Genomic DNA, 6,236 nt, shown 5'->3' with positions numbered 1-6,236 from the left:
GGGCCGTACGCGCGTGTGCCGGCCCGAGACGCGCCACCCTGCCGGGGCTGTCACCGGTGTCGCGTAGTCTTGGGCGCGTGCAGGAACTCCACGACGCCCCCCTCGCCCCGCTGACCACCTTCCGGCTGGGTGGTCCCGCGACCCGGCTCGTCACCGCGACCACCGACGCCGAGGTGATCGCCGCCGTGCGCGAGGCCGACGACAGCGGAACGCCGCTGCTGGTCATCGGCGGCGGATCGAACCTGGTCATCGGCGACAAGGGCTTCGCCGGTACCGCCCTGCGCATCGCCACGACCGGGTTCGAGCTGCGCGGAACGACGCTCGAGCTGGCCGCGGGCGAGGTGTGGACCGACGCCGTCGCCCGCACCGTCGAGGCCGGGCTGGCCGGTGTCGAGTGCCTGGCCGGCATCCCGGGATCGGCCGGCGCGACGCCGATCCAGAACGTCGGCGCGTACGGCCAGGAGGTGTCCTCGACGATCACCGAGGTCATCGCCTACGACCGGCGCAACGGCGAGACGGTCGCCCTCACCAACGAGGAGTGCGCCTTCTCCTACCGCCACAGCCGCTTCAAGGCCGACCCCGCGCGCTATGTGGTCCTGCGCGTCCGCTTCGAGCTGGAGAACGCCCACGGGCTGTCGGCACCGGTCAGGTACGCCGAGGCGGCCCGCGCCCTCGGCGTCGAGCCCGGTGACCGCGTCCCGCTCGCCGCGGCGCGCGAGACCGTCCTGAAGCTGCGTGCCGGGAAGGGCATGGTCCTGGACCCCGAGGACCACGACACCTGGTCGTCCGGATCCTTCTTCACCAACCCGATCCTCACCCACGAGCAGTTCGCCGCGTTCCACGCGCGCGTGCGCGAGCGGCTGGGCGACGGCGTCGAGCCGCCCGCCTACCCCGCCGGCGACAGCCACACCAAGACCTCCGCCGCCTGGCTGATCGACAAGGCGGGCTTCACCAAGGGATACGGCACCGGGCCCGCCCGCATCTCCACCAAGCACACCCTCGCCCTCACCAACCGGGGCGGGGCCACCACCGAGGACCTCCTCGCGCTGGCCCGTGAGGTCGTCGCAGGCGTCCACGCCGCCTTCGGGATCACCCTGGTCAACGAGCCGGTGACGGTGGGCGTCAGCCTCTCGGGCCGCGGGGCGGCCGCCGGCGCGGAATCTCCGTTGCCGACGGCGCCGCCCGACCGCGACCCTGGGGGCATGAGGACCCCCAGATGCGGCTGAGACTGCGCCGGTTCCGTCCCCGGACGGGACCGTACGAACACCGGGTCGTCCAGCCCTGGCAGCCCCTGCGCCACACCTCGCTGCGTGCCCCGGAGCCGATCGGCCTGCTGCTGGGCGACCACGACGGACTGAACCGGCTCGCGGGCCTGTTCTCCTTCGCGGCCTACTCACGCCACACCATCGTCCATGTGCCGCTGCGGCACGGGGTCCCGCCCGACGAGGGCATCGGGGAGCTGGTCGACCTCGTCCTGGTCCACCACTCGTACGGACTGCGGCCCGGCAAGTGGCCCGCGCTGCGCCGCGCGCTCGGGCCCGGCGTCCCGTTCTCCGTACGCACCGACGAGGCGCGCACGGCACGGGACGCCGCCGCCTGGCGCAGCCGTCAGCGGTGGCGCGGCCGTCAGGAGCGCCCGGACCTCCGGGACGAGCTGCGGCACACCACCCACGCCCGCACGTTCTTCCTCTTCGGCAGCCGGGACGTCTTCGCCGAGACGGCCACCTCCCTCGCCCACGCGGCGGGCTGGGGGCCGCGCCAGAAGGACGTCGTCAAGGGTCACTCGAAGCTGATGGCGGGACTGCCGCTGGTCGAGCCGCCCCGCGGCGGCGGCGGCGGGCACCCCGACGAGGTCCTGGTCTGCTTCAAGCCGTATCCGCCCTACGCCCACTTCAAGCGGCCGGGCCGCTGAGCCAGTCGTCCACGCCCGACAGCAGCTTCGTCTTCACGTCCTCCGGCGCCGCCGAGCCCCGTACCGACTGACGGGCCAGCTCCGCGAGCTCCGCGTCCGTGAAGCCGTGGTGGCCGCGGGCCAGCTCGTACTGCGCGGCCAGCCGGGAGCCGAACAGCAGCGGGTCGTCGGCGCCCAGGGCCATCGGGACGCCCGCCTCGAAGAGCGTCCGCAGCGGGACGTCCTTCGGCTTCTCGTACACGCCCAGGGCCACGTTCGACGCGGGGCACACCTCGCACGTCACACCGAGGTCCGCGAGCCGCTTCAGCAGCCGTGGGTCCTCCGCCGCGCGCACGCCGTGCCCGATCCGCCCGGCTTGCAGGTCGTCCAGGCAGTCCCGCACCGACGCCGGGCCGGTCAGCTCGCCCCCGTGGGGTGCCGCGAGCAGTCCGCCGTCACGGGCGATCGCGAACGCCCGGTCGAAGTCCCGCGCCATGCCGCGCCGCTCGTCGTTCGACAGTCCGAAGCCCACCACGCCCCGGTCCGCGTACCGCACCGCCAGGCGGGCCAGCGTGCGCGCGTCCAGGGGATGCTTCATACGGTTGGCTGCCACCAGCACGCGCATGCCCAGGCCGGTGTCCCGGGACGTCGTCTCCACCGCGTCCAGGATGATCTCCAGGGCCGGGATCAGACCGCCCAGCCTCGGTGCGTACGAGGTCGGGTCCACCTGGATCTCCAGCCAGCCCGAGCCGTCCCGCAGGTCCTCCTGCGCGGCCTCCCGGACCAGCCGCTGGATGTCCTCCGGCTCTCTGAGGCAGGAGCGTGCCGCGTCGTACAGCCGCTGGAAGCGGAACCAGCCCCGCTCGTCCGTGGCCCGCAGTTTCGGCGGCTCCCCGCTCGTGAGTGCTTCCGTCAGGGCATCGGGCAGGCGCACGCCGTACTTGTCGGCCAGTTCCAGGACGGTCGTCGGCCGCATCGAGCCGGTGAAGTGCAGGTGCAGATGGGCTTTCGGCAGCTCAGAGACATCACGTACACGCTCCATCCCAGGATCCTGCCGTACGTCCCCGGCGTCCGGGTAGCTCTTTCCCCGAACGTGGTCTTGCTCGCACAGGGAGACGAAGAAGCGGGCCGCCTCCCGACAGGGAAACGGCCCGCCACGCGCGCGTGAACGCGGTAGGTCCACTACCGGGGGACGTCAGTCCCGCGCCTCCGCCAGCAGCTTCTGGATCCGGCTCACGCCCTCGACGAGGTCCTCGTCACCGAGCGCGTACGACAGCCGCAGGTAGCCGGGGGTGCCGAAGGCCTCGCCCGGTACCACCGCGACCTCGGCCTCCTCCAGGATCAGCGCGGCCAGCTCGACCGTGTCCTGCGGGCGCTTGCCGCGGATCTCCTTGCCGAGCAGGCCCTTGACCGACGGGTACGCGTAGAAGGCGCCCTCGGGCTCCGGGCAGAGCACGCCGTCGATCTCGTTGAGCATCCGCACGATGGTCCGGCGGCGCCGGTCGAAGGCCTCGCGCATCTTCGCGACGGCCTCCAGGTCGCCGGAGACGGCGGCCAGGGCGGCGACCTGGGCCACGTTGGAGACGTTCGACGTGGCGTGCGACTGGAGGTTCGTCGCGGCCTTGACCACGTCCTTCGGGCCGATGACCCAGCCCACGCGCCAGCCGGTCATGGCGTACGTCTTCGCCACACCGTTGACCACGATGCACTTGTCGCGCAGCTCGGGCAGGAGCGCGGGCAGCGAGGTGAACTTCGCGTCGCCGTAGACGAGGTGCTCGTAGATCTCGTCCGTGAGGACCCACAGACCGTGCTCGACGGCCCAGCGGCCGATGGCCTCGGCGTCCTCCTGGCTGTAGACGGCGCCGGTCGGGTTGGACGGGGAGACGAAGAGCACGACCTTCGTCTTCTCCGTGCGGGCCGCCTCCAGCTGCTCCACGCTCACGCGGTAGCCGGTCGTCTCGTCCGCGACGACCTCGACCGGGACGCCGCCGGCCAGGCGGATCGACTCCGGGTACGTCGTCCAGTACGGGGCGGGGACGATGACCTCGTCGCCCGGGTCGAGGATCGCGGCGAAGGCCTCGTAGATGGCCTGCTTGCCGCCGTTGGTGACCAGGATCTGGGCCGGGTCGACCTCGTAGCCCGAGTCGCGCAGGGTCTTCGCGGCGATCGCGGCCTTCAGCTCGGGCAGACCGCCGGCCGGGGTGTAGCGGTGGTACTTCGGGTTCTTGCAGGCCTCGATCGCGGCCTCGACGATGTAGTCCGGGGTCGGGAAGTCGGGCTCACCGGCGCCGAAGCCGATCACCGGACGCCCGGCGGCCTTGAGAGCCTTGGCCTTGGCGTCCACGGCGAGGGTGGCGGACTCGGAGATCGCGCCGACTCGGGCGGAGACCCGGCGCTCGGTGGGAGGGGTTGCAGCGCTCATGGACCCATCGTTTCAGACCGGAAACGACCCCGGCACGCGGGTTTCACAGACTGAACGGCATCGGGCCGGCCCTTGAACAAGCGTCCGGATCCGGGCCCCCGCCAGGACGATCTTCCGCCTGGTGAGTCCGTGCGGACACTTTCTGTTCGACGCCGGGCCGCGGACCACGTACACTCTCACCTCGTTGGCCTTCAGCGGCCGCAGCTCAGCGGGTGCACACCGAGCACCCGGTCGGATGCGGTAAGTTGGGGGAAACGAAGGGTCGTAGCTCAATTGGTAGAGCACCGGTCTCCAAAACCGGCGGTTGGGGGTTCAAGTCCCTCCGGCCCTGCTACACACACCGCCAGGATGTGTGCGCATGTACGTACAGCATTGCACCGCCGTGCGGCTCAGGAACCGGGCGCGGCACGGCCACGACCCGGGATCAGGTGAGGACGAATGACGGACGCCGTGGGCTCCATCGACACGCCTGATGCCCAGGACGAGGTGTCGGAGTCCAAGAAGAGGCCCCGCAAGGGTGGCAAGCGCGCCAAGAAGGGCCCGCTGAAGCGCCTTGCGATCTTCTACCGCCAGATCATCGCGGAACTCCGCAAGGTCGTCTGGCCGACGCGCAACCAGCTGACGTCGTACACCACCGTGGTGATCTTCTTTGTCGCCGTCATGATCGCGCTGGTGACCGTGATTGACTATGGGCTCAACCACGCCGCCAAGTACGTCTTCGGCTGAGCCAAGAGCGAAGGGCGCCGTGGTACCGGCGCCCGTTTTCGCATGTTCCACCCCTATGTATCCAGGAAGAAGCAGCCATCGTGTCTGACCCGAACCTGAACGACGACGCCACCGAGCCTCGCGGGGCTGCTGCCGAGACGGTGGACGACGAGCTCGACATCGTCGAGGGCGCGGACGAGCAGGACGAGTTCGAGGCTGCCGAGGCCGAGGCGGGGGAGCCGGCCGAGGAGGCCGCCCTGCACGTCGAGGACGAGGAAGAGGCGACCGAGGAAGAGGCGGCCGAGGAAGAGGCCGAGCCGGTCGACCCCGTTCAGGCCCTGCGTGAGGAACTGCGCACCCTGCCCGGCGAGTGGTACGTCATCCACACGTACGCCGGTTACGAGAACCGCGTCAAGACCAACCTTGAGCAGCGCGCCGTGTCGCTGAACGTCGAGGACTACATCTTCCAGGCCGAGGTGCCGCAGGAAGAGGTCGTCCAGATCAAGAACGGCGACCGCAAGACGATCAAGCAGAACAAGCTCCCGGGCTACGTCCTGGTCCGCATGGACCTGACGAACGAGTCCTGGGGCGTCGTCCGCAACACCCCCGGTGTCACCGGCTTCGTGGGCAACGCCTACGACCCGTACCCGCTGACCCTGGACGAGATCGTCAAGATGCTCGCCCCGGAGGCCGAGGAGAAGGCCGCCCGCGAGGCCGCCGAGGCCGAGGGCAAGCCCGCTCCGCAGCGCAAGGTCGAGGTCCAGGTGCTGGACTTCGAGGTCGGCGACTCGGTCACCGTCACCGACGGCCCGTTCGCCACACTGCAGGCGACCATCAACGAGATCAACCCCGACTCGAAGAAGGTCAAGGGCCTGGTGGAGATCTTCGGCCGCGAGACGCCGGTCGAGCTCTCCTTCGACCAGATCCAGAAGAACTAGCGGTTCTCTGGACGCACCGCTTCCGACCAGGTCAGGCGAACGCTCAGGCGTCGTCTGACCTGCTCGGTTTTTGGCCGCGCATCTATACCCGTTATCGTTGTGCGGTATGCCTGTGTCCCGGTCGCTCCGGTACGCGGGCAGGACCCGAATCGAAAGGACCCGGAGAGCTATGCCTCCCAAGAAGAAGAAGGTCACGGGGCTCATCAAGCTCCAGATCCAGGCCGGTGCCGCCAACCCGGCTCCGCCGGTCGGCCCCGCGCTGGGTCAGCACGGCGTGAAC

Annotated in this window: 6 protein-coding genes, 1 tRNA gene and 1 pseudogene; 6 read left to right on the top strand and 2 right to left on the bottom strand. The window is 70.4% G+C overall.

Annotation, left to right across the window (positions count from 1 at the left end; translation table 11 throughout):
• The first annotated feature begins 77 nt into the window (after positions 1-77).
• Entirely contained in the window at positions 78-1,226 is a 1,149-nt protein-coding gene (locus tag ACFW2E_RS39140; RefSeq protein ID WP_384474516.1) for a UDP-N-acetylmuramate dehydrogenase, read from the top strand.
• Positions 1,217-1,912 (top strand): hypothetical protein, encoded by a 696-nt coding sequence (locus tag ACFW2E_RS39135; RefSeq protein ID WP_384474513.1) that lies wholly within the window; start codon positions 1,217-1,219, stop codon positions 1,910-1,912. Before ACFW2E_RS39140 ends, ACFW2E_RS39135 begins: the two co-directional genes overlap by 10 nt.
• Here ACFW2E_RS39135 and ACFW2E_RS39130 read toward each other — a convergent pair.
• Positions 1,893-2,933: an adenosine deaminase gene (locus ACFW2E_RS39130; protein WP_384474510.1), complete on the bottom strand. Its 1,041-nt coding sequence runs from the start codon at positions 2,931-2,933 to the stop codon at positions 1,893-1,895. The genes ACFW2E_RS39135 and ACFW2E_RS39130 overlap by 20 nt on opposite strands.
• 153 nt (positions 2,934-3,086) lie before the next feature.
• Positions 3,087-4,313: a pyridoxal phosphate-dependent aminotransferase gene (locus ACFW2E_RS39125; protein ID WP_384474507.1), complete on the bottom strand. Its 1,227-nt coding sequence runs from the start codon at positions 4,311-4,313 to the stop codon at positions 3,087-3,089.
• 258 nt (positions 4,314-4,571) lie between these two features.
• Here ACFW2E_RS39125 and ACFW2E_RS39120 point away from each other — a divergent pair.
• From ACFW2E_RS39120 to ACFW2E_RS39105, 4 genes and pseudogenes are all read left to right on the top strand, one after another.
• A tRNA-Trp gene (locus tag ACFW2E_RS39120) sits at positions 4,572-4,644 on the top strand.
• A gap of 107 nt (positions 4,645-4,751) precedes the next feature.
• Positions 4,752-5,039: a preprotein translocase subunit SecE gene (gene secE, locus ACFW2E_RS39115; protein ID WP_384474504.1), complete on the top strand. Its 288-nt coding sequence runs from the start codon at positions 4,752-4,754 to the stop codon at positions 5,037-5,039.
• Between the two features lie 80 nt (positions 5,040-5,119).
• On the top strand, positions 5,120-5,956 hold the full coding sequence (gene nusG, locus ACFW2E_RS39110; protein WP_384474501.1) for a transcription termination/antitermination protein NusG: 837 nt from the start codon (positions 5,120-5,122) through the stop codon (positions 5,954-5,956).
• Between the two features lie 169 nt (positions 5,957-6,125).
• Positions 6,126-6,236, top strand: a pseudogene (locus ACFW2E_RS39105) (50S ribosomal protein L11); the annotation flags it as partial.

This window comes from Streptomyces sp. NPDC058964 (assembly GCF_042741275.1).
Taxonomy (GTDB): domain Bacteria; phylum Actinomycetota; class Actinomycetes; order Streptomycetales; family Streptomycetaceae; genus Streptomyces.
Note: the sequence above shows the minus strand (reverse complement) of the source record. Positions and strands in the feature narration are given on the sequence as shown.